Raw genomic sequence first — 26,904 nt, 5'->3', positions numbered from 1 at the left:
AAACCTTTGGGTTTGTGCTTTTTATTTTCAGGGCTTGATTTTGGTTTCGATCCATGCTATATTATTTTTCCGGCCGATAAGGACGGGCAATGCAGAGGACAAGCTAAAGCGTTATGGTAAAAAAAAAGTTCTTGCATTGAAGTAAGTGAATGTGGTATATTATTAGAGTCGCTTTCGACGAGGTTGAAAAAATAAAGTCGAAAAACGACGCATAAAATTGTCCTTTGAAAACTGAACAACGAGTGAGTGTAAAGATAGAGAATCGAGAGATTCTCGCCAGTAGTAGATGTATGAGCTAATCAGCTTTCTTTCATGGAGAGTTTGATCCTGGCTCAGGACGAACGCTGGCGGCGTGCCTAATACATGCAAGTCGAGCGCTAGGGGTGCTCCCTTACGGGAGCCCCCTGGAGCGGCGGACGGGTGAGTAACACGTAGGCAACCTGCCTGTAAGACCGGGATAACTACCGGAAACGGTAGCTAAGACCGGATAGGTGGTTTCTCCGCATGGAGGGATCAAGAAACACGGTGCAAGCTGTGGCTTACAGATGGGCCTGCGGCGCATTAGCTAGTTGGTGGGGTAACGGCTCACCAAGGCGACGATGCGTAGCCGACCTGAGAGGGTGATCGGCCACACTGGGACTGAGACACGGCCCAGACTCCTACGGGAGGCAGCAGTAGGGAATCTTCCGCAATGGACGCAAGTCTGACGGAGCAACGCCGCGTGAGTGAAGAAGGTTTTCGGATCGTAAAGCTCTGTTGCCAAGGAAGAACGCCTTGGGGAGTCACTGCCCTGAGGGTGACGGTACTTGAGAAGAAAGCCCCGGCTAACTACGTGCCAGCAGCCGCGGTAATACGTAGGGGGCAAGCGTTGTCCGGAATTATTGGGCGTAAAGCGCGCGCAGGCGGCCGTTTAAGTTTGGTGTATAAGCCCGGGGCTCAACCCCGGATCGCACCGAAAACTGGGTGGCTTGAGTGCAGGAGAGGAAAGCGGAATTCCACGTGTAGCGGTGAAATGCGTAGAGATGTGGAGGAACACCAGTGGCGAAGGCGGCTTTCTGGACTGTAACTGACGCTGAGGCGCGAAAGCGTGGGGAGCAAACAGGATTAGATACCCTGGTAGTCCACGCCGTAAACGATGAGTGCTAGGTGTTAGGGGTTTCGATACCCTTGGTGCCGAAGTCAACACAATAAGCACTCCGCCTGGGGAGTACGCTCGCAAGAGTGAAACTCAAAGGAATTGACGGGGACCCGCACAAGCAGTGGAGTATGTGGTTTAATTCGAAGCAACGCGAAGAACCTTACCAGGTCTTGACATCCCTCTGACCGGTACAGAGATGTACCTTTCCTTCGGGACAGAGGAGACAGGTGGTGCATGGTTGTCGTCAGCTCGTGTCGTGAGATGTTGGGTTAAGTCCCGCAACGAGCGCAACCCTTGAGCTTAGTTGCCAGCATTAAGTTGGGCACTCTAAGTTGACTGCCGGTGACAAACCGGAGGAAGGTGGGGATGACGTCAAATCATCATGCCCCTTATGACCTGGGCTACACACGTACTACAATGGCCGGTACAACGGGAAGCGAAGGAGCGATCCGGAGCGAATCCTTATAAGCCGGTCTCAGTTCGGATTGCAGGCTGCAACTCGCCTGCATGAAGTCGGAATTGCTAGTAATCGCGGATCAGCATGCCGCGGTGAATACGTTCCCGGGTCTTGTACACACCGCCCGTCACACCACGAGAGTTTACAACACCCGAAGTCGGTGGGGTAACCGCAAGGAGCCAGCCGCCGAAGGTGGGGTAGATGATTGGGGTGAAGTCGTAACAAGGTAGCCGTATCGGAAGGTGCGGCTGGATCACCTCCTTTCTATGGAGTCCATGCTGACGGTAGGTCAGCGGACAAATCTGCAACGCAAGTTGCAACGGCACTCACTCGTGTTCAGTTTTGAAAGGTGCAATGCCTTTCAATACCGTTTGTTCCTTGAAAACTGGATATCGAAACAAAGCAAAATGCTGAATCATCCAACTGCGATTTTCGCAAGAAAATCGTCAGCAGCCGATACGTAAGTGTCGGTACCGAATAACCAAATTGGTTAAGCTAATAAGAGCACACGGAGGATGCCTAGGCGCCAGGAGCCGATGAAGGACGTGGCGAACGACGAAATGCCTCGGGGAGCCGTAAGCAGGCTTTGATCCGGGGATGTCCGAATGGGGAAACCTGCGTATCGTAATAGATACGTACCATGCAGTGAATACATAGCTGCATTGGAGGCAGACGAGGGGAACTGAAACATCTAAGTACCCTCAGGAAAAGAAAACAAAAGTGATTCCGTCAGTAGCGGCGAGCGAAAGCGGATTAGCCCAAACCAGGGGGCTTGCCCCCTGGGGTTGTGGGACGTCAACGTGGGTTGAGCAGAGTAGGTGAAGCGGTCTGGAAAGGCCGGCCGGAGAAGGTAACAGCCCTGTAGCCGAAATTCTGCGAAAGCCCTAGACGGATCCCGAGTACCGCGAGACACGTGAAACCTCGTGGGAATCCGGCAGGACCATCTGCCAAGGCTAAATACTCCCTGGCGACCGATAGTGAAGCAGTACCGTGAGGGAAAGGTGAAAAGAACCGCGGGAGCGGAGTGAAAGAGAACCTGAAACCGTGTGCTTACAAGAAGTCAGAGCTCGTTAATGAGTGATGGCGTGCCTTTTGTAGAATGAACCGGCGAGTTACGTTTGCAAGCAGGTTAAGGTGAGAAGCCGAAGCCGCAGCGAAAGCGAGTCTGAACAGGGCGAATGAGTTTGCAGGCGTAGACCCGAAACCGTGTGATCTACCCCTGTCCAGGGTGAAGGTGCGGTAACACGCACTGGAGGCCCGAACCCACGAATGTTGAAAAATTCGGGGATGAGGTGGGGGTAGCGGAGAAATTCCAATCGAACTCGGAGATAGCTGGTTCTCCCCGAAATAGCTTTAGGGCTAGCCTCGGGAGATGCGTCGTGGAGGTAAAGCACTGATTGGGTGCGGGGCCCGCCAAGGGTTACCAAGTCCAGTCAAACTCTGAATGCCACAGACGTTAACCCGGGAGTCAGACAGTGAGTGCTAAGATCCATTGTCAAGAGGGAAACAGCCCAGATCATCAGCTAAGGTCCCCAAGTGTGTGTTAAGTGGGAAAGGATGTGGAGTTGCGCAGACAACCAGGATGTTGGCTTAGAAGCAGCCACCATTCAAAGAGTGCGTAATAGCTCACTGGTCGAGTGACTCTGCGCCGAAAATGTAACGGGGCTAAACACACCACCGAAGCTATGGCTAGATATGAAAATATCTGGGGTAGGGGAGCGTTGTAACAGCGTTGAAGGTTGATCGTGAGGACAGCTGGAGCGGTTACAAGTGAGAATGCCGGTATGAGTAACGAAAAGATCAGTGAGAATCTGATCCGCCGAAAGCCTAAGGGTTCCTGAGGAAGGTTCGTCCGCTCAGGGTAAGTCGGGACCTAAGGCGAGGCCGAAAGGCGTAGTCGAAGGACAACAGGTTGAAATTCCTGTACCACCGTGAACCGTTATGAGCAATGGGGTGACGCAGAAGGATAGTGACGCGAGCTGATGGATGCTCGTCCAAGCAGTGAGGCTGGTGTGCAGGCAAATCCGCACATCGAAAGGCTGGGCTGTGATGGGGAGGGAAAATTGGAGTACCGAAGGTCATGAGTTCAGGCTGCCAAGAAAAGCCTCTAGCCAGGGAGAAGGTGCCCGTACCGCAAACCGACACAGGTAGGCGAGCAGAGAATGCTAAGGCGCGCGGAAGAACTCTCGTTAAGGAACTCGGCAAAATGACCCCGTAACTTCGGGAGAAGGGGTGCCCCGGTAGGGTGAATAGCCCGAGGGGGCCGCAGTGAAAAGGCCCAAGCGACTGTTTAGCAAAAACACAGGTCTGTGCGAAGCCGCAAGGCGAAGTATACGGGCTGACGCCTGCCCGGTGCTGGAAGGTTAAGGGGAGCGGTTAGGGGTAACCCGAAGCTGTGAACCGAAGCCCCAGTAAACGGCGGCCGTAACTATAACGGTCCTAAGGTAGCGAAATTCCTTGTCAGGTAAATTCTGACCCGCACGAATGGCGTAACGACTTGGGCGCTGTCTCGACGAGAGATCCGGTGAAATTTTAATACCTGTGAAGATGCAGGTTACCCGCGACAAGACGGAAAGACCCCATGGAGCTTTACTGCAGCTTGATATTGGACTTTGGTACGATCTGTACAGGATAGGTGGGAGCCTGAGAAGCATGAGCGCCAGCTTGTGTGGAGGCGACGTTGGGATACCACCCTGATCGTATCGGAGTTCTAACCTGGTGCCCTAAGCGGGTATGGGGACAGTGTCAGGTGGGCAGTTTGACTGGGGCGGTCGCCTCCTAAAGCGTAACGGAGGCGCCCCAAGGTTCCCTCAGAATGGTTGGAAATCATTCGCAGAGTGCAAAGGCAAAAGGGAGCTTGACTGCGAGACAAACAGGTCGAGCAGGGACGAAAGTCGGGCTTAGTGATCCGGTGGTACCGAATGGAAGGGCCATCGCTCAACGGATAAAAGCTACCCTGGGGATAACAGGCTTATCTCCCCCAAGAGTCCACATCGACGGGGAGGTTTGGCACCTCGATGTCGGCTCATCGCATCCTGGGGCTGAAGTAGGTCCCAAGGGTTGGGCTGTTCGCCCATTAAAGCGGTACGCGAGCTGGGTTCAGAACGTCGTGAGACAGTTCGGTCCCTATCTGTCGCGGGCGTAGGAAATTTGAGAGGAGCTGTCCTTAGTACGAGAGGACCGGGATGGACGTACCGCTGGTGTACCAGTTGTCTCGCCAGAGGCACGGCTGGATAGCCAAGTACGGAAGGGATAAGCGCTGAAAGCATCTAAGCGTGAAGCCCCCCTCAAGATGAGATTTCCCAGTACGTAAGACCCCTTGTAGACGACGAGGTAGATAGGTTCGGGGTGGAAGCACGGCAACGTGTGGAGCTGACGAATACTAATCGGTCGAGGGCTTATCCAAAAAGCACATGAAGATGATCAGCGGCTTGGTTTCGATCCAGTTTTCAGGGCGCAAGCCGCCTTGAAAGTGAAAATGCGATGTTTCCTGGCAGAAACATCAATACGTTTGGTGATGATGGCGGAAGGGAACCACGCGTACCCATACCGAACACGACCGTTAAGCCTTCCAGCGTCGATGGTACTTGGACCGCAGGGTCCCGGGAGAGTAGAACGTCGCCAAGCGGGTATTGTTTGACACTTTAATACTCCACAACCATTAACATTCCCCGATAGCTCAGTTGGTAGAGCACTCGACTGTTAATCGAGTTGTCACAGGTTCGAGTCCTGTTCGGGGAGCCATTTTGGAGAGGTGTCCGAGTTGGCCGAAGGAGCACGATTGGAAATCGTGTAGGCGTCACAAGCGTCTCGAGGGTTCGAATCCCTCTCTCTCCGTAGTACATTATAGCAAGGCCCGTTGGTCAAGGGGTTAAGACACCTCCCTTTCACGGAGGTAACAGGGGTTCGAATCCCCTACGGGTCATCCCATGGAGGCTTAGCTCAGCTGGGAGAGCATCTGCCTTACAAGCAGAGGGTCGGCGGTTCGATCCCGTCAGCCTCCACCATAGATTACTTATACTGACGCGGGGTGGAGCAGCCCGGTAGCTCGTCGGGCTCATAACCCGAAGGCCGCAGGTTCAAATCCTGCCCCCGCAACCAATTTCGAAGCAAAGCATTCGAAAAAATATGTGGAGCCGTGGTGTAGAGGCCTAACATGCCTGCCTGTCACGCAGGAGACCGCGGGTTCGAATCCCGTCGGCTCCGCCATGATTTTCAACTAAATGAAGCACAATTTAAACATCGGAATAATACGGAGATGATTATCCGATTGTCCGACGTTTTTAATTTAAAGACTATGCCGTCGTAGCTCAGAGGCAGAGCAACGCACTCGTAATGCGTAGGTCGGAGGTTCGACTCCTCTCGACGGCACCATTACCCATTCGCCTGGTTCAATGATTACGGCGGTCGTGGCGAAGTGGCTAACGCATCGGATTGTGGCTCCGACATTCGAGGGTTCAATTCCCTTCGATCGCCCCATTATCTTATCAGCATTGGGGATTAGCCAAGCGGTAAGGCAACGGACTTTGACTCCGTCATGCCTAGGTTCGAATCCTAGATCCCCAGTTTTTTCAGATTACGATAAAGGGAGCCATTAGCTCAGTTGGTAGAGCACCTGACTTTTAATCAGGGTGTCGTAGGTTCGAGTCCTACATGGCTCACCATTGTTTCTAACGGAAACGCGGAAGTGGCTCAGGGGTAGAGCATCGCCTTGCCAAGGCGAGGGTCGCGGGTTCGAATCCCGTCTTCCGCTCCATTCATGAATCAGAGCGAGAACTCAAAGGGTTTGCCGAAGCGTAAGCTTCGTTAGGACCGCTTCACAGTCTTGGAGCGTAACGGAGAGTATCCCATCTCCTAGCGCATAGGAATATGGTGAAGAGGAACCTGACTGGTCTCGGTCGAATATAGTTAATGGAGTCTGGTTTGATATTTAGTAAGCGGAAGTGGCTCAGGGGTAGAGCATCGCCTTGCCAAGGCGAGGGTCGCGGGTTCGAATCCCGTCTTCCGCTCCATCATGAGTGAATTTAACTCATCATGCCGGTATGGCGGAATTGGCAGACGCGCGCGACTCAAAATCGTGAGGGAAACCGTGGGGGTTCAAGTCCCTCTACCGGCATTGAATAACGGGACGTAGCTCAGCTTGGTAGAGCACCTGGTTTGGGACCAGGGGGTCGCATGTTCGAATCGTGTCGTCCCGACCACTTTAAATTTAATGCGGGTGTAGTTCAATGGTAGAACTCCAGCCTTCCAAGCTGGTAGCGTGGGTTCGATTCCCATCACCCGCTCCATATCATGTTCCAGTAGCTCAGCTGGATAGAGCAACGGCCTTCTAAGCCGTCGGTCGGGGGTTCGAATCCCTCCTGGGACGTAAAACAGCCTCTCGCAAATGCGAGGGGTTGTTTTTTTTCTACGGCGGCATGAATAACATACATGTTATTTGAGCCATTGGTTTTCTAAATTTTTAAGATAATTTTGTGGATCGCGTTTAAACCGTTTGCGCATAACACTATCGCTCAACCGGTTATTCCATTTTTCTTTCTGTTTCTTGTAGCTTGTGTAGTCGACCATCCTTAAACGGGCGATTAGGTTTTCCTGTTTAAGTCCATCATCAACGAGCACAACCATCTCACCATTCCGTAAGATGTATTCGTTCCAGTTGCGTAGCCCGGTCATCCGACGGTGTCGTGTCTTCGTAGCTCGGAAGAAGCGTTCCAGATCGTTGTTCGTTCTTGGCACATGATAATGATCGTAGCAAGTGAAGAGTCCCTTCCAGAATCCCTTGCTGTAACTAAGGAGATTGTTAACCATTTCCAGATCATTCTCTTCGGTATAGGAAAGCCGAACCCAATCCAACAGCTTTGTCATTTCCCATTCAACTGTCTTGCTTGTCTTATCCATGCTGGGTTCAAGGATTTCTGCAATGTGACGGATTGGCTTCATCCAGCGAGCGACTTTCTCGTATTGTTGCTGAAGGGAATCGACTTTACTAAATATTCTGAAAACGTTTTGAAGTAGGGTGGCCCCCTTTTTTATCCAAGCATTTTTGAAGGGACGCTTGAATGGCTTGGGCCTGTTCATAGATACGCATACCGGGTAAATCTAATGGAGGATTTCCGTCTTCCAAGAGCAATGCACGTACGGCAGCAACGTAACCCTTCGCGATGCTTGCTTCTTGTGAATCCGACTGTTCGATTTTCCGCTCGACTTCACGAATGCCGCGCATGCTTTTCTTGAGCTCGGTCTTTAACTTTCGATCGACATCAACAACCGGTTTCGCGATGTCTTTTAAATAATGGTACTGGCAATATTGATAAGGCACATCGGGCAAAAGCGTCTCCATCGCTAGACGAATGGATTGCTGTCCATCACTAACAATACCGACGATCGGATAGCCTTGCTCGATGATCGGTTGGATGAGCGTTTGTAACTCGGCAGATGAACCACTTTTCATGTTTTTTGCTATTAAGACAGTACCGCTGAATACTTCACGAATTACATAAAGTGTCTCATTGCCTTTCTCTGGCTGGACGCCATCCATAGACAAGATAATACCGCCGTTTTGTTCTGTGACTTCAGCCAGCACTTTCTTCGTATGTTCAGTAAGACTAGCAGCAAGCAATGTTTGATACCGTTCATACAGATTTTGTGCGCTCCGTTCGGATGTCTGAACACCTCTCGCGTTCAATTCATCCGCAATCTCCTTGCGGGTCATATGCCGTTTGAAGCGAAGTTCACCAACTAGGCAAACAACGTCGAAGCCGTAAGGAGAATGCTTCATGCTTATTGCTTCTGCTTCCGCCGATTTGTAGTATACACCTGGCTTCGGGCAATCTGGATTTTCGCAATGGTAGGCCATGCTCCAAACGTGAACGACTTCTTTCAATGTGGCGATTTTCTTATTCCATGCTGTATGTGAACGACGTAATTTCTGTTGGCAGTGAGGACAATTCTTATGTTCAGGTCTAAAGTATATTCTCCGTTGTGGACGCAGACGGTTTTTGGAAAGCAATGCGGGTCAACTCCTTTGGAAATTTTGACCGTAATTACTTCGACAAACCGTTAGGAAGATCCTGTTAGTTATTCATGCCGCCGTAGTTTTTTTTGGTACGCCCAGCATGGGCGTCATCTTTAGGGTGAGAGTCCAGTCGGATGAGTTGCCCAAACACAATGAAATCCAAAGCCGCCGAGGGCTAACCCTGTAGACTCCAGTGGTCGCGGGCAGACAGATGACGTTCTTATCTGGGGAGGCCTGCGGAATACGCGAAAACAAGTTGTTGTTGCTAATCCTCTGAAAACCCGCGCCATTGCGGAAGCGCGTGTAAAGACAGATGCCCTTGATGCTCAAATTCTAGCTCAGTTGCTCGCGGCTGACTTTATTCCAGAGAGTTGGGTGCCTAATAAAGAAGAATACCTGACGGAAGTATTTAGAGAAGGTTACGCTGCCGGCAATGGAACAAATCGTTTTATGTTCATCACTGAAGTTATTGGATTTTGTCCAACAAGAAATGAACGCATTAGAAGCAGATTGGTTTGCAAGGGCCAAGAAAAAACCTAATGTACCCTTACTTATGGGTATACCGGGCATATCGGTGTTGAGTGCTTTAACCATCCTTGCAGAAATTGGGGATGTGACAAGATTTCTTTCTCCAAAGAAGCTAGCATGCTATGCCGGACTTGTGCCATCCGTTCATCAATCCGGAAAAACGCGTTATACGGGGAATATAACGAAAGAGGGACGAGCAACACTGCGATGGATTCTGGTACAATGCGTGCAGCGAGCCATTCAGAGCAAGGGGAAATTACGTGCTTTTTACTTAGGGTTGAAGGAGAAGAAAGGGCATAAGATTGCGATTGTAGCAACGGCTCGCAAGTTACTGCACATCATATGGGCTGTGTTGGTTAGGCAAGAGGAATATAGGGATCTGCGGAAGGACTTCCTGGAGAGAAAGCTTAAGAAGATGCAAAAGCAAGCCGCAGAGTACGATGCTTCCATGGATGAGCTATTCAGCATGATTGAAAATTTAGAGGAATTTTCAGATGAGCATTCCCTCATAATACATATTTTTTGAACAAGGGACTTGCATGTTTTCATAGGTGAGAGGACGGGGGTTAGCCGCCCCCTCCTACTCGATTATGCAGGGCTATCCCATAAGTCGGAACTTGGGGATAGCCCTATTTCGTAAAGGGGTTAGATCGCTCAGCCGAGTTGAATAATAGAAATAACTTGTCTGCTGCACGGGTGTGTAGTAAAATACGTTCTAGTTGAATTGTTAACCTAATATATAAAATGAGGTTAACAATAAAACGGTTTAAGTATAGAGGGATGACCTATGAGTAAAGGATTGTTCGTTACCGGTACGGATACGGATGTGGGGAAAACTTGGGTGACAAGTGCGCTTGCTGCTGCGATCAACCGCAGATTGCGAGGCGTAAAACAACAAACGCTGCGTCTTTGGAAACCTGTGCAGTCCGGAGTTCGAATGGGTGAAGCCCAAGCGGATAGTTATCGGCTTGTACAGGGCAGCGGCGTTGGACAGCAGGAGTCGGACACGGTGACGATAACGCTTGAAGCGCCGCTGGCTCCGTGGATGGCGGCGAAGCGGGAAGGGAAGACGATTGACTGGAAAGCTCTGGTTCAGGAAGGACACCGAAGGCTGCAAGCCGACGGTCCGCTTCTGATCGAAGGAGCCGGCGGACTGATCGTGCCTTTGACCGAACGGCATTTGGTTGCTGATTTGGCCGCAGCTTTGGGCCTGCCGGTGCTGATCATAGCCCGCCCTAAGCTGGGAACAGTGAACCATACGCTGCTGACCGTAGAGTATGCAAGGCAGAGAGGGCTGCAGGTGGCCGGCGTCATTATGAACGGCTATGAGGATGAACACGACCCAGGCCTGGCAGAAAACCGGCGCATGATTGAAACATTCGGTCAGGTTCGGGTATGGGGCATGCTGCCTTGGAACGGAGAAAGTCCGCAAACCGATGCAGGGTGGTCAGCTTGGCGTGAGCTTTGGGTGGAGACTGTAGAGCACCGGATCGACATGCAAGCGGTTATGGAATACTTTTAGCGGACAAAAATAGTTCATTCATGCGGGAGGACAATTCGGATGTTGACATTGCAGACCAATTGGAACGAGCTGGCGGATAAATCCATTCGCGGCGAATTGCTTACTTTGGAGGAAGGGTTGTCGGTGCTTGAAGCCGATGATGACGAAGTCCTTGCCCTTATGCAGGCGGCGTTTAAAGTGAGAAAGCATTATTACGGGAAAAAAGTGAAGCTGAATCTGATCATCAACGCCAAAAGCGGGCTTTGCCCGGAGGACTGCGGCTACTGCTCGCAATCGATCGTATCGAAGGCGGCGATTCAAAAATATCCGCTGTTGGAGAAGGAAACGCTGGTAGACGGCGCCCGCAAAGCGATGGAGCTCAAGGTTGGGACGTACTGTATCGTGGCCAGCGGCCGCGGTCCGACGAATAAAGAGCTGGATCAGGTTGTAGAGGCCGTGAAAGAAATTAAGTCGACGATGCCGATGAAAATTTGCGCTTGCCTTGGGATTTTGAGCGAGGCACAGGCCGTTAAGCTGAAAGAAGCCGGGGTAGACAGGTATAATCATAATTTGAATACGAGCAAGCAAAATTTCTCCAACATAACAACTACTCATACATATGACGACCGGGTAGATACGGTGGAAAAAGCAAAAGCGGCAGGTATGTCTCCTTGTTCGGGCTGTATTATCGGCATGGGTGAGACGAATGAGGAAATTGTAGAGATGGCCTATGCTTTACGGGAGTTGGATGCGGATTCGATCCCGGTCAATTTCCTGAATTCGATCCCGGGAACGCCGCTGGAAAACAACCGTGAGCTGAATCCGCGCAAATGCTTGAAGGTCCTTGCTTTGATGAGGTTCATTTGCCCGACCAAAGAGATTCGGATAGCAGGAGGGCGCGAAGTGAATCTGAGGTCGCTGCAGGCGCTGGGACTATATGCGGCGAATTCCGTGTTTGTCGGCGATTATTTGACTACGGAAGGCCAAGAGGCGACGGCTGACCACAAGATGATTGAGGACCTTGGGTTCGAGATCGAGCTGTGCGCTCTGTAAGGTGGCGTTTGGAAATGAGGAAATCGGCTTGGCAGTGGATGCATACGGAACTGGAATCGCTGAAGGAGCGGGCCCAGTTCCGTTCTTTAGTGGACTCGGAGCCGCAGGGACAAGGCTGGCTGCTGCGGGACGGACGGAGGATGCTCAATCTGGCCTCGAACGATTATTTGGGGCTGCAGCAGCGGAGCGGAATCGCTGATGCATGGATGGGAGCTGCCGCTTCGCGGTTGATTGTCGGCAATAACCCGGTGTATCGACGGTTTGAAGAGGAATTTGCCCGGTTTAAAGGCACGGAAAGCTGCCTGCTGTTCAGCAGCGGATACATGGCCAATGTCGGCGTCATCCCGTCTTTAATGGGACGCCACGACGTCGTGTTCAGCGATCGGCTGAATCACGCAAGCATTGTCGACGGCATTGTGCTTAGCCGCGCGGAGCATGTCCGGTACCGCCATCGGGATTTGGATCATTTGGAAACACTGCTCCGCAAAGCGGATACCGGCAGCAAAAAATTGATCGTTACTGATTCGATCTTCAGTATGGACGGAAGCATAGCCCCTTTACGTGAACTGGTGGAGCTCAAGGACCGCTATGGAGCGATGCTGATGGTCGACGAAGCGCACAGCGGCGGGCTGTATGGAGAGCAGGGGCAAGGACTGGTACATGAGCTTGGGTTAACCGAACGGGTCGAAATCCAAATGGGCACGTTCAGCAAAGCCTACGGCGGATATGGTGCCTATATTGCGGGGGATGAGGTACTTAAGCAGTATCTTGTCAACAAGGCGCGCAGCTTCATTTATACGACGGCGCTGCCGCCTGCTGTCATCGAGTCCGTGAGGCTTAACTGGCTTCAGGCCCGGAAAGAGGAGTGGCGGCGCAAGGAGCTTTCGCGAAAGGCCGTCTGGTTCCGCGAGGCGCTGCGGCAGCGCGGATTCGATACGGGCGAAAGCGAGAGCCATATTGTGCCGCTGCTGTTGGGAAGCAATGAGCGGACGGTGCGATTTAGCGAGAAGCTGCAGCAGGCAGGAATCGCCGCTGTAGCGATTCGTCCCCCGACCGTGCCGGAGGGAACGGCTAGAATACGTTTTACGCTGATGGCTACCCACCGGGACGAGGATTTGCAATGGGCGGTCGAGCAAATTGACAGGGCAGGACGCGAATTAGCTTAGGCTCGAGCCTATTTTTGGTATGGAAGTCGGTGAGAGAGATGGTAGACGTAACAAGACGCATCTTATGGATTCACGGCTGGGGAATGTCACCATGGATATGGGAGTCGTCCGTTCGCGAGCAATGGACAGGCCAAGGGATCGGGCATCATTTTTTTTCATATGCGGACTGCCATTCGATCGAAGCGTTCTATGAAGCCTTCGACCGGGTGCTTCGGGAAGTAAAGCCCGAAACGGTCGTCGGCTGGTCTATGGGCGGTATGCTGGCTGTAGACAGGCTGGCGCAATTGGCCGGCGAGATGGGAACGGCATTCGGGTCGTTAGGGATCAAGCGGCTTGTTGTGATTGGTTCGACGCTCTGTTTTGTCAGTGCCGACCGGAAGCAGGGCTGGCCGAGGCGGATTGTAGAGCGAATGCTCGGCAAGCTGGAAACGGATCGGGAGCATGTGCTGCAGCAGTTTGCGGATTCGATGGTATCTGCGAATGAGCGGGCCGAAGGGAAGATCGTGGCAGCCTGTGAACCGGATTTCTCTTTGGAAGGCCTGAAGGCCGGGCTGCAGTATTTAATCGAAACCGATGTGACCGAAGCCTGGTCCAAGACCCTGGTTCCCGTCTTCACTTCGGCAGGAGGCCGGATTCTGTGGATTCATGGGAGCGGTGATGCGATCTGCCCGGTTGGGGCGATGCCGGATGAAACGGAAGGGGTGCGGAGCGTGGTTCTCGAGGATACGGGGCATGTTCCGTTCTTGACGAGACAGGCTGCTTTTTACGAACATCTGAGGGGTTTTCTTGATGACGACAAGGATCGATAAGAGCAAGGTACGGCGGCATTTTGACCGGCACGCCGGAAGCTATGATCAATACGCGGTTGTGCAGCGGACGATGGCGGATCGTCTGCTGCAGCTGGTTTTGAAGCGGAAAGCGCCGAAGAATGTAAGCCGCATTATCGAAATCGGCTGCGGTACGGGACTGCTTACCGGCAAGCTGCTTGAGGCTTATCCGGAAGCGAGTGTGTTGGCCATCGATTTATCCCCGCAAATGGCAGAGCGCACGCGGCAGCGCTATGGGGATATGGCCGCCGGACGTCTGGAGACGTTTGTCGGTGATGCGGAGCCGCCGGGAAACGATGACGAGAAATGGGCGCTGACGGAGTACGGACAAGCCGATGTGATCATATCGAGCGCAACGTTTCAATGGTTTGACGAGCCGGGACGAACCATGAAGGCTTGGCTTGGGCGGCTCAAGCCGGACGGTCTGCTCGCGTTTGCCACGTTCGGGCCGCAAACCTTTGTAGAGCTGCATGAAGCTTTTAGAGCCGCGGAGCGCGAGCTGGGGCTTTCGAAGATGTCTCATGGACAAGACTTTTTAAGTCTGGCGGAGTGGGAGCGATTATTGGTCCAGAGTTCCGGCGGGCTGAAGCAAAGTTTTGCTTTTACCGGCCTGGAGGATATGGATGTGCAGACGTTCGCGGATGTCAGGAGCTTCTTGTACAGTGTGAAGCGGGTAGGCGCAGGCAACGCCAATTCGGATTCCAGGGAGACACAACGTGCGGGACGGCGTCTTTTTGCGGAAATGGAGAAAAAGTATACGGAACGGTTTGCAGTGAACAACGGAGGGATTCGTGCGACATACCATCTGCTTTACGGCCTTTTCGGCGCCGAATAATCCAGCGTCGGGAAGGCTTCTTTTTGTACCACAGTATAGCGATTTGCCGATGATTGCCTTATAATAAATAGGTCAGGTCAACCCGCTGATCGTTAAAACCGAAAGCGCTTAAAACGTTTGAATGGGGTGTAAAGATGAATCTGTTTGATTTAACCGGAAAAGTGGCTATTGTTACCGGTGGTGCGGTCGGTTTGGGCGGAGGTATTTCCTTAGGGCTGGCCCATGCGGGAGCCGATGTCGTGATCGTCACCAGCAACGACCGCTCGCGCAAGGTTGAGCAGCAAATCCAGGCTATGGGGCGGGAAGCGCATACGATTGTAGCCAATCTGATGGATGAAAGCGTGCTCAAAAGCGTTGTGGACGAGACACTGTCCGTTTTCGGTAAAATCGACATTTTGGTCAACAACTCGGGCATTATTCGCCGTACGCCGGCCGCAGATCATTCCGCTCAAGACTGGCATGATGTGTTGAATTTGAATTTGAATGCGGTCTTTTTCCTGTCGCAGCTTGTTGGCCTCGAAATGATTAAGCAGGGATCGGGTAAAATCATCAATATCGCTTCCATGCTTTCTTTTCAAGGCGGGATTCATGTTCCGGGATATACGGCTTCCAAGCATGCCGTCGCAGGCATTACGAAAGCGCTTGCCAATGAGTGGGCAAAATATGGCATTCAAGTAAACGCTATCGCTCCGGGGTATATGTCTACGGACAATACGGCTCCGCTTCGTGCGGATGAGGAGCGCAACGCGCAAATTTTGGGACGTATTCCGGCGGCGCGCTGGGGTACGCCGGAAGACCTGCAAGGCCCTGTGGTTTTCTTGGCCTCGCAGGCTTCCGATTATATGAGTGGTCATGTGTTATGCGTAGACGGAGGGTGGATGACGAGATAATGGCGACGAACAGACAAACAGGAGCTTGGCAGATGTTTCAACCTGAAGTCATCACTTTTGGAGAGTCGATGGCGCTGATGATTCCGGAGAACCCCAAAGGAATCGAATATGCCCAGCATTTTCAGGGGATGTTTGGCGGGGCGGAGGGAAATCTGGCGATCGGCATCTCCCGGTTAGGTCACCGTGCCGGGTGGTTCAGCCGTCTGGGGAAGGACCCGTTCGGACGAATGATCCTGAAGAGAATCCGCGGTGAAGGCGTAGACGTCTCTCGTGTGGAGCTGACTCCGGAAGCGCCAACCGGATTGATGCTGCGTGAAGACGTATCAGGAAAGCCGTCGGTGTACTATTACCGCAAAGGCTCGGCGGCCAGTACTTTGGGGCCGGAGCACCTGGACGAGGAATACATCAAGCAGGCGAAGTATTTACATGTTACGGGGATTACGGCGGCACTCAGCTCAAGCTGCCGCGAAGCCGTCAAGGAAGCGATCCGGATTGCCCGCAGGCATGAGGTTAAGGTATGTTTTGACCCGAACCTTAGGCTGAAGCTCTGGTCGCTTGATGAGGCGCGCGAGGTGCTGTTGGAGCTCGCGAAGGATGCGGATTATTTCCTGCCGGGATTGGACGAGCTGAAGCTGCTTTACGAAACGGAGAGCTTTGACGAAATCGTCGCTCATCTGAGCAAGCTCAGGGCGGTTTCGATCGTCAAAGGCGGCAATAACGAAACGCTCATCGTCGAGCAAGGACAAGTCAGTTCGGTGCCGTATTTCAAAGCCGAGCGTGTAGTTGACACGGTGGGAGCGGGAGACGGCTTTTGTGCCGGCTTTATCGTCGGTTTGCTTAAAAACTACAGCTTGACGGAAGCGGTACGTCTCGGCAATCTCATCGGCTGTATGATCGTGCAGGTGGAAGGCGACTGGGAAGGAGCTCCGACATGGGAGCAGGTTGAAGCATTCTTGAATAATGAAAAGCATGTGGAGCGGTAGAAAGAAAGGGATGAGAGGGCAGGATGAAGAAAATTCAGCTGATGCAGCAGTTAGTGAATGAAGGCGTTGTCGCAGTGCTTCGCGGAGATACGCCTGATGAAGTGGTAGAGATGGCGGAGCAGGCCATTGCAGGCGGTATTAAGGTCATTGAGGTGACAATGACCGTACCGTTCGCATTACAAGCGATTGAGAAGCTTGCGAAGAAGTATTCCAGTACGGCGCAGGATCCGGGTAAATACGCAATTATCGGCGTAGGTACGGTGCTAGACCCGGAAACCGCGCGAGCGGCTATTCTGAGCGGCTCCGAATTCGTCGTAGGGCCGTCGCTGAATCCGGATACGGTCACGCTGTGCAACCGTTACCGGGTGCCTGTCATGCCTGGAGTGATGACGATCCAGGAGATTCAGCGGGCGCTGGAGCTGGGAGTTGACGTGGTGAAGCTGTTCCCGGGCAATCTGTATTCGCCTGCGATGATCAAAGCAATCAAAGGACCGCTGCCGCAGGCAAACGTGATGCCGACGGGGGGCGTGTCTCTTGGCAATCTGGGCGAATGGATCAAAGCCGGCGCCGTAGCGGTCGGTATCGGCTCCGACTTGACTACGGATGCCGTGAAAACAGGAGACTACAGTCTGGTGGCTAAAAAAGCGGCACAGTATATCGAAGCTTACCGCGCGGCCAAAGGTTGAGCTAAAAACAAAGCAGGCCCTTCTCTTTCCATGCTCCGGCATGAAAGAGAAGGGCCTGCTTTGCTTAAGATATAGCTTACATGAAGTGAGGGTCCAGACAAGGACATAGGCTGCGGTTGAAAAAGTTTATTTACTTAATGTGATAAGGTTTTAGCGAGGTTAACGATTTTCTTGCTCCAAAATGAACCTCGATAAAACAAATCCCCCAGAGCTGACAGCCCTGGGGGGATGACTACATTATTCCGTTGCTACCGATTGATCGGCTTGCAGACCTACCGGTGCGATGCGTACGAAGTTTGCCTGCAAATTATTCAGCAGGTCTTCAATTTTAGCCGCGGCTTCCGGTTGGCCGGAAGAAGCAAGCGCATCGCGGTATGCGCCGAGCAGTTCATTCAGATCCTTGATGCTTTGTGGACCGACTGCTTCGATTTTTACCTTCGCGCCTTTGGCTATGCGGCGTTCGATCGCTGCTTGATCCAGTCCCATCTCAGGAACAAGACGCTGGTAGATCACGCCTCCGGTCATCCCGGCGCAGATCCATGGACCCGGGTCGCCTAGAACGACGGCGCGTCCGTTGGTCATATACTCGAACGCGAAGCCTTTGAGGTTCGCACGGGCTGCCAGACCGCCCAGCTCATCCCGAAGCGGGGAAGTGATCTCGCCGCCGAACACGACATCTGCGCCCGAGAAACGGATACATGCGCGAGTATCGGCATTGCCTTGGATCAGGAACAAGCCTTTTTGAGCGCCGTAGCCGAAAGATTTACCTACGGAGCCGTTAATGAATTGCTTGTGCTTGCTAGGTGCTTTCAGGATAGAGACCTTACCGCCGAGCGACATTTTGCCGACGCCGTCTTCCGCACCGCCGTGAACCGTAATTTCCACGCCGCGGGCGTTAAAGGCAGCGAGTCCGTTGCCCGGTACGGAACCGTCGGTCATCGTAATGTTGACCGGAGGAAGCTCGTCGTAGCTGCCGTCGAAACGGTCTCTTACCCGATGGCTGGCATAGCGGCTGCCCAAGATACGGGATTCCGCGTCTACTTTGCTCCACGTGCGCTCTACCGGAGCTGCGAAGGATACGGCATCCGGGAAGAATTCCTGGCCTTCCGCGCCAGCTGCAATACGGATATCCGAGGATACCGCGGCGGCAACTTCACGCTCGGCATCTTTGGCCGCAGCGAAGGAAATCGGAGCCGGACGAAGCAGATCGGAAAGGTCGATGCTCTCCAGATGGCTCGTTTGCTGCAGCAGGTCGGAACGTCCTACGAGCTCTTGCGCATTCTTGAAGCCCAATTGAGCGACGATCTCGCGAATCTCTTCACCGATACCGCTGAACAAGCGGACAAGCGATTCAACAGCCGTATCGTATACGCGAGGTACGAAGCGGCGCAAACCTTTCTCTTCAGCTTCTTCCATCGAATCGATTTGCGTTGCGATACCTACGTGGCAAGTATCCAAGTGGCATCCGCGACAGGTCGTACAACCGATCGCTTGCATAGCGATGGAACCGAAGCCGACACGGTTGGCGCCGAGCATAAACATTTTGACGACGTCCGCACCTGATTTCATTCCGCCGTCGGACCAAAGCTCAACCTTATGACGCAGACCGGCGTCGATCAAGGCGAGGTGAGCAAGCTTCGTACCGATTTCCGTCGGAAGTCCCACATGCGTGATGGAGTGGATCCGTGCCGCTCCTGTACCGCCGTCAAAGCCGGAAAGCGTGATAACGTCCGCGCCTGCTTTGGCAACGCCGACAGCAATCGTGCCGATACCCGGCACAACCGGAATTTTAACGATGATTTTCGCTTTGCGTCCGCTTGCTTCCTTCAGCTCGGAAATAATTTGCGCCAAGTCCTCAATCGAATAAATATCATGGTTATTGGATGGCGAAATCAAATCGGAACCAACGGTAGCATTCCGTGCGGCCGCGATTTTAGCCGTAACCTTCGAACCCGGCAAATGGCCGCCCTCGCCCGGCTTAGCGCCTTGGCCGATTTTGATCTCAAGGAACGCTACGGCGTTGGCCAGTTCTACGTTCACGCCGAAACGTCCGGACGCCACTTGCGCGCCGCGGGTCCGCTTATAGCGGCCCAGCATGTCTTTGATCTCGCCGCCTTCGCCGTTCATGGTTACCATATTCAGTCGCTCGCCGGCTTCCGCATAAGCGCGGAATGCCGTTTCGTTCTGCGAACCGAAGGACATGGAAGAAATGAGCATAGGCAGATCGTGATCGCCGATACCGATATTCACTTGTGACGGGTCCAGCGGTTTACGGCCTTCAGCGTAAGCTTTCTCAAAGTTGAAGTCGGCAACGTGACGGATGGAAATCGGATTTTTCTTTTCCTCTTCGCGCAGCTTGTCGCGGTAATCCGAATAAGGTGCCGCACCGGAAGCCGCATCGCCGAGGGCTTTCCACATCCGTTGGAAGAACCGGAAGTTCCGCGCCGCTTTGGCCTTTGGATTGGTAAAGTCGTTGTAACGGGCTTCCGCATCCGCTTCAAGCTCGGCAAAACCGGTGCCCGCGTTGTCGCTGCCCAGGTAATTGACGATATCGAGCACTTCAGCCAGCTCCGGCTTCAATCCAATGGACGAGAAGAAGCGGGTGTAGCCGCGAAGCTCGTGCGTACCGATGGTGGAGATGACTTTCTCCAAGCCTTTCATCAAGGCGGTGAACACTTTGCGTGCCGCAAGTGCGCCGTCTTTGGACGATGCCGTTGCAAACAAGAGGTAAGGAGACAGCACATCCGCACCCAAACCACAGGCTACTGCGATATCGTGCAGGTTGCGGATCGAAGCGCTGCGCAAAACGAGCGTTGTTTGGCGGCGCAGGTTATCGCCGTGTCCGAGTTTCTCGGCTCTCAAGGCAATATCGACCTTGGATACCGCAAGATGCGGATCCATCCACAGGCGGTCGTTCTGATGCGCCTCACTGTCATCCAGAATCAGCAGCATGGCTCCGTTACGGACCGCTTGGACCGCGTCGGCAGCCAGCTTCTCCAGCGCTTCTTTAAGCGAGGTTCCGCGGGCAAACGTTGTGGAAAGCGTTGCGACGGCATCACCGTTATGAGCGCCGAACAGAGCTACGAGCTGTTCGAAGCTTGGCTGGTTCAGCTCCGTTAAAGAGTCAATGCCGTTGCTGCCTTCAAGCACAACCGGATAAAGCAATTCGATGCGAAGACGGTCATCCGGCTGGCCGTACAGGCTGGGGCGCGGACCTACTACGACACGGGTGGAGAAGTGCTCCATTTCACGGTCGCGGTCGATCGCCGGATTCGTAACGACGGCTACGCTTTCTTTAATGAAGTCCGGAATGTTCACACGTTCCGGGTTCAGAGCGGCATGCGGGCTGTCATGACCGAGGGAACGGATCGGCTCCGCACCGGTCTGTGCCGTGGATTCGATCATCTGGATACCGTCGCGATCCCAGCCAAAAGAGCTGTAGAGCGCGTCTGTCGGCGTAATATCTGCCGAAGGAGCGGCTTCTACCGGCGGCAATTCATTATGCAGGTGCTTGCGCAGTCCTTCGAAGCCGATACGGGCTTGAGCGCGGCTCAGCACAATATTTTGTACCTGATGATACGGAATGACCTGCACATGCTCTCCCGGTGTCAGGATGACCCCGATTTTTTCGCCCGGAGCGATCGGCTTGGGATCGGCTACCATCTCGCCTACCGTGATCACGCCTTGTTCGGAGGAGAAATAAAGGGATGTTTCGCTTTCTACCATCCAGACTGGACGAAGACCAAGGGCATCTACGCTGAAAATACATTCATTGCCGTAGCGGGATACGATCCCGGCCGGGCCTTGCGCGTAATGGCCCCAAGTTTGGCGGTAATAGACATAGAGATCCTGGAGCTCCGGACGGTACAGCTTCATTTCGTTGAGAATCGGCGGGAATACGACTTCCATCGCCTCAAACAGGCTGAGCCCGAAGCGGTGGATGAACGTTTCGATCGTCCGGTTCATATCCTGAGAGTCACTGCCGCCGTCTACGAGCGGTACGCCGACCATATCGGCTTCCAGACGCAATTTCTTGACTGTATTGATCTCGCCGTTGTGGCCGAGCAATGAGAACGGTTGGACGCGGAAAAAGCTTGATTGTGTATTGGTGGAGTAGCGGTTGTGACCAATGGTCACTTGTGCCGCAAACAGAGGGTCGCGAGTATCGTTAAAATATTTAGGCAGAATGCTTGCTGCGCCCATAACCTTGTAAGCTGCGGTTACATTGCTCAGCGTAGCCACATGCACGTTGTATTTGGACTCAATGGCGACATGAAGCTCGAACAAGTGATCGGCTACTTTCACTTCCTGCTTCTCGCACAGCGCTGCGATTTGCCAGAAGGTCGGCTCGTCATTGCGGCCGTTAGGACCAAGCACGCTGCTGTCGACCTCGTTTTCTTGTTCGAGAAGAATGTTGACCTGGAACTGGGAAAACAATTCCCGAATGCCCTTTTGCATCTCGGCAACCGAAATGTCCAGCTTGCGGGGAACAAAAATATGGGCTATGGAAAAGCGCTCATCGTAAGCGAGCTTGCCGTCCAGTCCGGCCTCCGTCAGTTTTTTCTCCCACAGTGCCCTGGGGATATCCGTCAAAATACCGCAGCCGTCCCCTTCGCCGTTAATAAAACCTGAACGATGCTCCATTTTAACAAGGGCATCGATCGTTTTTTGGATGTTGTCGCGGGAAGGAAACCCATCTTTCTCTACAATACAAATGATGCCGCAGCTATCATGTTCGGTGGCCAACAGATTCTGAAAGCGGCCTTCATTACGCATAACTTCGTTCATTCTCGTGGTCAGCAGGCTGACCGTCACCTCCCTGGTAGTTAAAAGTCGGTTCGTACTGAGATCAAGGCTTTGTTCATGTCGCTGCAAGAAGAGATAACAAAGCCAACGTGAGAACGCATTGAATAAAAATTCATTTATTCTGCATAATCGATTGCGCCGGCGGGTTCTCGTTTCTCTTGAAGATATGCATAACTGGGCAATAATAAAAAAATAAATGTGCCCACGTTAATGTAATGAGCGCATATCTTCATAGCTATCATGACTAAAACCTTACATTTAGCCGATAGTATTTGATTTCAAAAGTATTTATAGAATAACATGAAATTGTTTTTGAGACAATAGAACATTCAGGCTGTTAACCAATTGTAAGCGCTATCTATTTTGCATAACTGGTGAATAAAGGAAGTTTTAAGGCGTGGTTACGGGAATAATAAAAAACGAACGAACTATTACCGGATTCCGATAATAGTTCGTGATTCGGGTGATAAAGGGAATTTATTGTCATATGTCCATCGTTTAATCCATTCGCGCAAAAGCGCGTTCTGCCGCCTCGACAGTATATGCAATATCGGCTTGGGTATGTGCGGTCGTCAAGAACCATGCTTCAAATTTGGATGGGGCCAGGCAGATGCCTTCTTCCAGCATGTATCGGAAAAACTGGGCGAATCTCTCGCTGTCCGTATCCTGCGCCTGCTCGTAATCCGTTACAGGGTGGCTGCAGAAGTGCGTCGATAAAGCGCCGCAAATGCGATTGACGGTCAGCGCGATGCCGTGCTTGCCGGCGGCGGCCGTCAGGCCGGCCTCAAGCTCAGCGCCGAGCTTGTCCAGCCGGGCATAGACGCCCGGCTCCTGCAGCGCCTGCAGGCATGCGATGCCTGCGGAGATCGACGCAGGGTTACCCGCCATGGTGCCGGCTTGGTAAGCCGGTCCCAAGGGAGCCACCTGCGACATGATCTCTTGACGGCCTCCGTAGGCTCCGATCGGCAGACCGCCGCCGATGATTTTGCCCAGAGCCGTCAGGTCGGGTTCGATGGCCGCGAAATCCGTTCCCGCAGGCAGGCCGTCAAAGGTTTGCGCCGATCCGTAATGGAACCGGAACGCCGTAATCACCTCGTCATAGATGACGAGGGAGCCGTTGCGGCGTGCGGCGGCGCACAGCCCCTCCAGGAAGCCGGGCTTGGGCATGACCATGCCGAAGTTGCCGACGATGGGCTCGACCATGACCGCGGCTACGTCCTCGCCCCAGCGGGCAAGTGCTTCGTCAAGCGCCGCAAGATTATTGTATGGCACGGTAATCACTTCGTGCGCGATGCTGACCGGGATGCCGGCGCTGTCCGGAATCCCGAGCGTGGAGGGACCGGAGCCCGCAGCAACAAGCACCAAATCCGAGTGGCCGTGATAGCATCCGGCGAATTTGATGATCTTGTTGCGGCCTGTATAAGCGCGGGCCACACGAATCGTTGTCATGACGGCCTCTGTGCCCGAATTGACAAAGCGCACCTTGTCCATCGACGGTATGGCCGCCTTGAGCATGCGGGCGAACTCGATTTCGAGCTCCGTAGGCGTACCATAGAGTGTTCCGTTCTCTGCCGCACGGCAGATGGCCTCGGTAACCAGAGGGTGAGCGTGGCCAAGGATAATCGGGCCGTATGCAGCCAGATAATCAATGTACCGGTTGCCGTCCTCGTCCCAAAAGTATGCTCCCTTGCCGCGTTTCATAAAGACAGGCGCCCCGCCGCCGACCGCTTTAAAAGAACGCGAAGGGCTGTTCACCCCGCCCACAATATGCTCCAGCGCTTCCTTATATAAGCTCTCGGAGCGCGATCTTGATTTGCTTAAGCCAGATGGATGAGTCATCTTGGTCATTCCTCTCTATTATCGGTGTTCATATTTAAATGCAGCAATGCTTACAAAAAAAGAGGAAGCCGCAGCTTCCCGTTGATCGAAACGCGCTATTCTTTTTTGGTCATGCTGCCTTTGTCCCTGCCAAGGGCTTCATGGGTCTGGGTCACAGGCTTTTCTTCAGGAGCGTATGGATCGCGGCCTTCGAACAGTGACTTCATATAAGAATGCAGCTTGTTCCGGTCTACACTCAGCACGGCCGCTCCGCCAACCCGCCTCTCCACCAGCAGCTCTGCAGGGGGAATCTGCTTGGTGACCATTCCCTCCGCCTTGGCTTCATAAGCCAGAGCTCCCAGCTTCAGCATATCGGTAGTAGTCAGGTTGGTTTCAATGTACGGGTCAATGCTGTTTAAGATTTTGGGCAGCCGGATCAGGGAGCCGGTCGTCTGCATCTTCTCCGCTACCGCTTTAAGAAATTTGCGCTGCCGTTCTGTGCGGGCGTAATCGCTCAACGCGTCGTGGCGGAATCGCACGTACTGCAGAGCTTGTTCTCCGTTAAGATGCTGAAATCCTTTTTTCAGGTTGATATCATACTGGTGATTGTCCGCGGAATCCCTGTAACGCATGTCTTTTTCCACGTCGATCTCAATGCCGCCGATGGCGTCCACAAGCGCGATAAAACCTTCGAAATCGGTCATGACGTAATACTGAATCGGAATCCCGAGCAGGTCGCTGGCTGTTTTCATGGACAAATTCGGTCCACCGATCGCATACGCCGCGTTAATACGGTCGTTTCCTACTCCCGGAATCTTCACATAAGTATCACGCAAAATAGAGAATAAATGCATTTTTTTCGTCATAGGGTCGATAGAAGCGATCATGATGGAATCGGAACGCCCCACCCCGTTGTTGCCGCCGCGGGAATCCCCTCCGAGAATAAGGATATTGACCCGTTCTTTGCCCTCCCATTTGGGAGGAGCGTTATTGTCGGTCAATCCGACTTGTTTAGGCAAAAGCCCTCCAAATTTTGTCGAATCCGATTTTTGAATATTGTTCGCGAAATTTAAAAAGGCATATGTATAATAGCCAATGCCTGCGAGCAGAAGAAGCAAAGCGATAATGAATATTCTTTTGACCGCACGTGCCATGGAAATCAAATCCTTTCCTGTGGGTTCGTCGCTTTTCCAAACCGGACCGTTCGTGTATCATATCGTGTATAGGATTAGACAATACAGCTGAATCATGCGCAATTAGGGCAGGAAACTATTACAATTCATTATAAAAGGTTTCGAGCCATCCCTGCAAGCTTCGGCATTTTTTGACAGGAGGAATGATGTGCCATGCGTTGGGCCATCGATGTTCATGAGCTCCGCAAGGAGTTTAAGGTGCAAAAGAACCGCGAAGGCTTAAAAGGAGCGATTCGCGATTTATTTAACAGGGAATACCATCAGGTCAGGGCTGTCAAGGATATCAGCTTTCAAATCCCCCAAGGGGAAATTTGCGGCTATATCGGGGAGAACGGGGCTGGTAAATCGACCACGATCAAGATGCTTACCGGTATTCTTGTTCCGACCTCGGGCGACATTCGGGTGAACGGCTACATTCCTTATAAGGAACGAGAAAAGTTTGTTCGCGGTATCGGAGTCGTGTTCGGCCAACGCAGCCAGCTTTGGTGGGACATCGGCGTGATTGAGTCGTTCGAGCTGCTTAAGAAGGTGTATCGTGTCTCAGACAGCGACTACCGGGCCAGGCTGGATGAACTGGTAGACCGGCTGAAGCTCGGTGAACTGCTGAACCGGCCGGTACGCAAGCTAAGCCTCGGGCAGCGGATGCGCTGCGAGCTGGCGGCGTCGTTGATTCATAATCCGCAAATCCTGTTTCTGGACGAGCCGACCATTGGACTGGATATTGTGGTGAAAACCGAAATTCGCGAATTTTTGAAGTCGCTGAACAAGCGGTACGGCACGACGATTCTGCTGACCACCCATGATCTTCAGGATATTGAAGCGCTTTGCTCAAGGGTCATTATGCTGGATGACGGGAGGATTATCTATGACGGCGGCCTGGAAGAGCTGAAGGAGCGCTGGGGCAAAGGCAAGGAAGTCATCCTGCGGTTCGCCGAGCCGGTGGCGCTGGAGCGCTTGAAGGCATTGACCCGCGGCCTGGAAGTGAATTGGTCGCTGGATAACGAGCTGACGGCCAGAGTATGGATCCCGCAGCAGCTGACCGGCGTCTCGGACGTATTGGCCCGCGTCGTCGGTGCTATGAATATCGAAGATATCAAGATTGTCGAAACGAACACCGACGACATCGTGCGTGAAATTTACAAAACGGGTTCAAGCGACGTCAAACGGCAGGCTCAGGACGAGCCGGATGAACGGGAAGTGACCCTTCATGTATAGCGCTTATTTGGATATCATCCGCATCCGTTTTCTTATGATGCTTGCCTACCGGGTCAATTATTACAGCGGAATTATTATTTATGCCATTAATATTGGCGCCTACTACTTTTTATGGAAGGCGATTTACGGATCGAAGGAGCTGCTGGGCGGGATGACCGTCACCCAGATGACCACTTATGTGGCCGTTTCCTGGATGGCGCGGGCGTTTTATTTTAATAACCTGGATCGGGAAATCGCCAATGAAATCAAAGACGGCAGCGTAGCCATTCAGTTTATCCGTCCTTACAATTATATTATTGTCAAAATGATGCAGGGTCTCGGTGAAGGCTTGTTTCGCCTGCTGCTGTTTTCTGTTCCGGGCATGGTGCTCGTTTCCTTGCTGTTTCCCGTCAGCCTGCCGACCGACCCGCAGGTTTGGCTTGTTTTTTTGATCATGCTGTTTTTCAGCTTTTTGATCAATTCCCAAATCAATATCATTACCGGCTTGTGCGCGTTTTTTCTTGAAAATAATGAAGGCCTGATGCGCATGAAACGGGTGGCCGTCGACTTGTTCTCCGGCCTGGTGGTGCCGATCTCGTTCTTCCCCGGGTGGGCGGAAGGAGTGATGAAGCTGCTTCCGTTCCCGGCCATCACTTATTTGCCCGGTTCCGTCTTTACAGGAAAGGTGACCGGCAGTGCGGTATACGGCGTGTTCGCCACACAGATCCTGTGGTTCCTGCTGCTCATCCTTCCGCTGCTAATACTCTGGCGCAGCGCGCGGTCGCGCCTGTTCGTGCAGGGGGGATGAGTGCCA

The 26,904-nt window shown here is 52.9% G+C and carries 16 protein-coding genes, 16 tRNA genes and 3 rRNA genes; 30 read left to right on the top strand and 5 right to left on the bottom strand.

Annotated features, from left to right (window positions below):
- The first annotated feature begins 309 nt into the window (after nt 1–309).
- From EXW96_RS23165 to EXW96_RS23075, 19 genes are all read left to right on the top strand, one after another.
- Nucleotides 310–1,859: ribosomal RNA gene (locus EXW96_RS23165) — 16S ribosomal RNA — on the top strand.
- Between the two features lie 224 nt (nt 1,860–2,083).
- Nucleotides 2,084–5,001, top strand: a 23S ribosomal RNA gene (locus tag EXW96_RS23160).
- A gap of 104 nt (nt 5,002–5,105) precedes the next feature.
- A 5S ribosomal RNA gene (gene rrf, locus EXW96_RS23155) occupies nt 5,106–5,222 on the top strand.
- The 16S, 23S and 5S rRNA genes sit together here with 16 tRNA genes alongside, the layout of an rRNA operon.
- Before the next feature lie 41 nt (nt 5,223–5,263).
- A tRNA-Asn gene (locus EXW96_RS23150) sits at nt 5,264–5,339 on the top strand.
- Between the two features lie 4 nt (nt 5,340–5,343).
- Nucleotides 5,344–5,432: transfer RNA gene (locus EXW96_RS23145), tRNA-Ser, on the top strand.
- Between the two features lie 16 nt (nt 5,433–5,448).
- A tRNA-Glu gene (locus EXW96_RS23140) sits at nt 5,449–5,520 on the top strand.
- A 6-nt stretch (nt 5,521–5,526) separates the two neighbouring features.
- Nucleotides 5,527–5,602, top strand: a tRNA-Val gene (locus EXW96_RS23135).
- Between the two features lie 17 nt (nt 5,603–5,619).
- Nucleotides 5,620–5,696, top strand: a tRNA-Met gene (locus tag EXW96_RS23130).
- Between the two features lie 31 nt (nt 5,697–5,727).
- Nucleotides 5,728–5,804, top strand: a tRNA-Asp gene (locus EXW96_RS23125).
- A gap of 90 nt (nt 5,805–5,894) precedes the next feature.
- A tRNA-Thr gene (locus EXW96_RS23120) sits at nt 5,895–5,969 on the top strand.
- A gap of 29 nt (nt 5,970–5,998) precedes the next feature.
- Nucleotides 5,999–6,074, top strand: a tRNA-His gene (locus tag EXW96_RS23115).
- Nucleotides 6,075–6,089: 15 nt separating this feature from the next.
- Nucleotides 6,090–6,161: transfer RNA gene (locus EXW96_RS23110), tRNA-Gln, on the top strand.
- Nucleotides 6,162–6,183: 22 nt separating this feature from the next.
- Nucleotides 6,184–6,259, top strand: a tRNA-Lys gene (locus EXW96_RS23105).
- A 17-nt stretch (nt 6,260–6,276) separates the two neighbouring features.
- Nucleotides 6,277–6,351 (top strand) — tRNA-Gly (locus EXW96_RS23100).
- A gap of 181 nt (nt 6,352–6,532) precedes the next feature.
- Nucleotides 6,533–6,607 (top strand) — tRNA-Gly (locus tag EXW96_RS23095).
- Between the two features lie 24 nt (nt 6,608–6,631).
- Nucleotides 6,632–6,711 (top strand) — tRNA-Leu (locus EXW96_RS23090).
- Between the two features lie 8 nt (nt 6,712–6,719).
- Nucleotides 6,720–6,796 (top strand) — tRNA-Pro (locus EXW96_RS23085).
- A 13-nt stretch (nt 6,797–6,809) separates the two neighbouring features.
- Nucleotides 6,810–6,883: transfer RNA gene (locus EXW96_RS23080), tRNA-Gly, on the top strand.
- A 6-nt stretch (nt 6,884–6,889) separates the two neighbouring features.
- A tRNA-Arg gene (locus tag EXW96_RS23075) sits at nt 6,890–6,963 on the top strand.
- Nucleotides 6,964–7,028: 65 nt separating this feature from the next.
- Here EXW96_RS23075 and EXW96_RS23070 read toward each other — a convergent pair.
- Nucleotides 7,029–7,535 (bottom strand): hypothetical protein, encoded by a 507-nt coding sequence (locus tag EXW96_RS23070; RefSeq protein ID WP_054820364.1) that lies wholly within the window; start codon nt 7,533–7,535, stop codon nt 7,029–7,031.
- A gap of 46 nt (nt 7,536–7,581) precedes the next feature.
- Entirely contained in the window at nt 7,582–8,451 is an 870-nt protein-coding gene (locus EXW96_RS23065) for a transposase (protein WP_254611176.1), read from the bottom strand.
- Nucleotides 8,452–9,043: 592 nt separating this feature from the next.
- Between EXW96_RS23065 and EXW96_RS23060 the strand changes: the two genes are divergently transcribed.
- From EXW96_RS23060 to EXW96_RS23020, 9 genes are all read left to right on the top strand, one after another.
- A complete protein-coding gene (locus tag EXW96_RS23060) occupies nt 9,044–9,664 on the top strand; it encodes a transposase (protein ID WP_174351525.1) in 621 nt (206 codons plus the stop codon).
- Between the two features lie 261 nt (nt 9,665–9,925).
- Complete coding sequence (gene bioD / locus EXW96_RS23055; protein ID WP_054820092.1) at nt 9,926–10,660, top strand: dethiobiotin synthase; 735 nt, start codon at nt 9,926–9,928, stop codon at nt 10,658–10,660.
- A 39-nt stretch (nt 10,661–10,699) separates the two neighbouring features.
- Nucleotides 10,700–11,692 (top strand): biotin synthase BioB, encoded by a 993-nt coding sequence (bioB, locus tag EXW96_RS23050; protein ID WP_074730023.1) that lies wholly within the window; start codon nt 10,700–10,702, stop codon nt 11,690–11,692.
- Between the two features lie 14 nt (nt 11,693–11,706).
- Nucleotides 11,707–12,858 (top strand): 8-amino-7-oxononanoate synthase, encoded by a 1,152-nt coding sequence (bioF, locus tag EXW96_RS23045; protein WP_254611529.1) that lies wholly within the window; start codon nt 11,707–11,709, stop codon nt 12,856–12,858.
- Between the two features lie 38 nt (nt 12,859–12,896).
- Entirely contained in the window at nt 12,897–13,667 is a 771-nt protein-coding gene (locus EXW96_RS23040) for an alpha/beta fold hydrolase (RefSeq protein ID WP_174351524.1), read from the top strand.
- Nucleotides 13,648–14,520 carry a malonyl-ACP O-methyltransferase gene (locus tag EXW96_RS23035; RefSeq protein WP_254611528.1) on the top strand — a complete coding sequence of 291 codons (873 nt, stop codon included), beginning with the start codon at nt 13,648–13,650 and terminating at the stop codon, nt 14,518–14,520. Before EXW96_RS23040 ends, EXW96_RS23035 begins: the two co-directional genes overlap by 20 nt.
- A 134-nt stretch (nt 14,521–14,654) precedes the next feature.
- Nucleotides 14,655–15,410: a 2-dehydro-3-deoxy-D-gluconate 5-dehydrogenase KduD gene (kduD, locus tag EXW96_RS23030; RefSeq protein WP_174351522.1), complete on the top strand. Its 756-nt coding sequence runs from the start codon at nt 14,655–14,657 to the stop codon at nt 15,408–15,410.
- Entirely contained in the window at nt 15,410–16,393 is a 984-nt protein-coding gene (locus tag EXW96_RS23025) for a sugar kinase (RefSeq protein ID WP_062409927.1), read from the top strand. The genes kduD and EXW96_RS23025 overlap by 1 nt, the downstream gene beginning before the upstream one ends.
- 23 nt (nt 16,394–16,416) lie before the next feature.
- The gene (locus EXW96_RS23020) at nt 16,417–17,079 is read left to right on the top strand and encodes a bifunctional 2-keto-4-hydroxyglutarate aldolase/2-keto-3-deoxy-6-phosphogluconate aldolase (protein ID WP_074730021.1); all 663 of its coding nucleotides are present in this window, start codon (nt 16,417–16,419) and stop codon (nt 17,077–17,079) included.
- 237 nt (nt 17,080–17,316) lie between these two features.
- Here EXW96_RS23020 and EXW96_RS23015 read toward each other — a convergent pair whose 3' ends face one another.
- The 3 genes from EXW96_RS23015 to EXW96_RS23005 form a co-directional block, all read right to left on the bottom strand.
- Nucleotides 17,317–21,867 carry a glutamate synthase-related protein gene (locus tag EXW96_RS23015; protein ID WP_254611527.1) on the bottom strand — a complete coding sequence of 1,517 codons (4,551 nt, stop codon included), beginning with the start codon at nt 21,865–21,867 and terminating at the stop codon, nt 17,317–17,319.
- A gap of 516 nt (nt 21,868–22,383) precedes the next feature.
- The gene (locus EXW96_RS23010; RefSeq protein WP_062409924.1) at nt 22,384–23,724 is read right to left on the bottom strand and encodes a glutamate-1-semialdehyde 2,1-aminomutase; all 1,341 of its coding nucleotides are present in this window, start codon (nt 23,722–23,724) and stop codon (nt 22,384–22,386) included.
- A 95-nt stretch (nt 23,725–23,819) separates the two neighbouring features.
- A complete protein-coding gene (locus tag EXW96_RS23005; protein WP_062409923.1) occupies nt 23,820–24,857 on the bottom strand; it encodes an LCP family protein in 1,038 nt (345 codons plus the stop codon).
- A gap of 192 nt (nt 24,858–25,049) precedes the next feature.
- Between EXW96_RS23005 and EXW96_RS23000 the strand changes: the two genes are divergently transcribed.
- A complete protein-coding gene (locus EXW96_RS23000; RefSeq protein ID WP_174351521.1) occupies nt 25,050–26,111 on the top strand; it encodes an ABC transporter ATP-binding protein in 1,062 nt (353 codons plus the stop codon).
- Nucleotides 26,104–26,898, top strand: coding sequence for an ABC transporter permease (locus EXW96_RS22995; protein WP_062409921.1), 795 nt, complete (start codon nt 26,104–26,106; stop codon nt 26,896–26,898). The genes EXW96_RS23000 and EXW96_RS22995 overlap by 8 nt, the downstream gene beginning before the upstream one ends.
- The last annotated feature ends 6 nt before the right edge of the window (nt 26,899–26,904 follow it).

Source organism: Paenibacillus sp. JMULE4 (genome assembly GCF_013337105.1).
GTDB lineage: Bacteria > Bacillota > Bacilli > Paenibacillales > NBRC-103111 > Paenibacillus_G > Paenibacillus_G naphthalenovorans.
This window is presented reverse-complemented; position numbering and strand designations above follow the sequence as displayed.